The sequence below is a fragment of the Tenebrionibacter intestinalis genome, assembly GCF_016632365.1.
In the GTDB taxonomy this organism is placed as follows: domain Bacteria; phylum Pseudomonadota; class Gammaproteobacteria; order Enterobacterales; family Enterobacteriaceae; genus Tenebrionibacter; species Tenebrionibacter intestinalis.
The window spans coordinates 1-1,451 of the sequence record NZ_JAEPBH010000122.1 but is presented as its reverse complement, the minus strand read 5'-3'; the positions used below and the strand labels follow the sequence as shown (position 1 = coordinate 1,451).

The following is a 1,451-nucleotide window of genomic DNA, read 5'->3' as shown; positions in this document are numbered from 1 at the left end:
GGCGCGAATGCCGCGAAGGTGGAAGTGACCAATAACAGCCTGAGTAGTAAGCAGATAGATGCCTGGTCGGCTGAAATGAAGTCGTGTCAGGCCAGTGGCGGTGACTGCGGCAGTATCATTAAGAAATATGAAGAACTGAGCACCGCCCAACAGAAACAGCTCATCAGTGACTGTGCGGCGAGTCCGGCTACCTGCCAGCAGAAATATGGTGATGTGCTGGCTGATAGCATGGCTGTGAAGCAGGCGATAGATCGTGCCCTGGGGGAAGATATCCCGGCCAAAATGGCCTATGATCTGACAGCGACCTGGATGCATCAAATCCAGGCAGATGGGGTTATCTCGACCAATAAAGTATCGGAAGCACTTCAGAAAGACTATGGTCTGGATAACGTTCAGGCTGATATTATTGCGGGTGCGGCAGCGGCAGCGTTTGGGGGGTTTAGTAAATATCAGCCGAATAAAGGGGCAGTTGGGAATATGAAAGAATTCCTTACCCAACCGGGGTTTGGTACACAGATAAGTAACAACGCACAAAAAAGCAGTCAAATATATCAAGGGCAAAGTATTTACAAAGCGAATGGTAATATTGGTGATGTAATCAAAAAAGGTGATCAATTCTATCTTGATGGGCAGCATAAAAATCACCTTGAAGTTTTTGACAGTAAAGGAAAGTTCAAGGCGGTATTAAATCTAGATGGAACTGTTAACAAGGCTAAGACTGAAGCTGCTAAAGGAAGGAAAATATAATGAGACAACTAGCTATAAGTAATAAGAAGTTGCGAGGCATTCCACGAAGGCTAAGAGCATTAAAAAAATGGGCTGAAACTTATGATTCTAGATTTCCAGTGATTGCCGATGAAGACTATTCTTATGGTTACTGGAATGACAAAATACCGGTGCATTTTTCGCTAGTTCAGGGAAAACAGACTAATCGTAATATTCAGTCATATTGTGCACAGATGCTGATAGATGCCGCATATGATATTTACCAGTCCAAGCCCGCTGATAAAAAAAATATACGAGTTACTTGCAGTATTGTTTTGCCTGATATGTTTTCGAGCGAGTTGTGCTTGTTTACTTCTGAAGATTATTTTAATATGCACACACAGCCAGGGAATAATATTTTTGGGCAGTTAAGCTTGTTACATGGGCGAAGCTTGGTAAAAGAGTGGGATTTAGTATTGCCTAACGACTTCTCAGAGTTAGGGATTTTAAGAGTCTGTGAAAATGATGAGGGCGAAATTTATTATTCTGAGCACTGGTATATTGGAGAAGTAAGTAAAAAGTAAAGTTTCCATCATAAAAAGATCCCGGCACTAAGTTGGGATCTTTTTGTCAGCCTTATCCTTCCCTCGTCAGCCGGATAACCAGTTGTCCTGGCTTAGCCAGTACCTCAATTGGCAGCCCGTAATGCGTTATCCGCGCTGAAGAGCAGCTTACGGTGAACAGCG

General features: G+C 43.3%; 1 protein-coding gene and 1 pseudogene. Both read left to right on the top strand.

The window, feature by feature from the left end; genetic code table 11:
* Positions 1-747: pseudogene (locus JJB97_RS17970) on the top strand (hypothetical protein); the annotation flags it as partial.
* On the top strand, positions 747-1,289 hold the full coding sequence (locus JJB97_RS17965; RefSeq protein ID WP_238715441.1) for a DUF3916 domain-containing protein: 543 nt from the start codon (positions 747-749) through the stop codon (positions 1,287-1,289). The pseudogene JJB97_RS17970 and the gene JJB97_RS17965, both read left to right, overlap by 1 nt.
* Positions 1,290-1,451 lie beyond the last annotated feature (162 nt).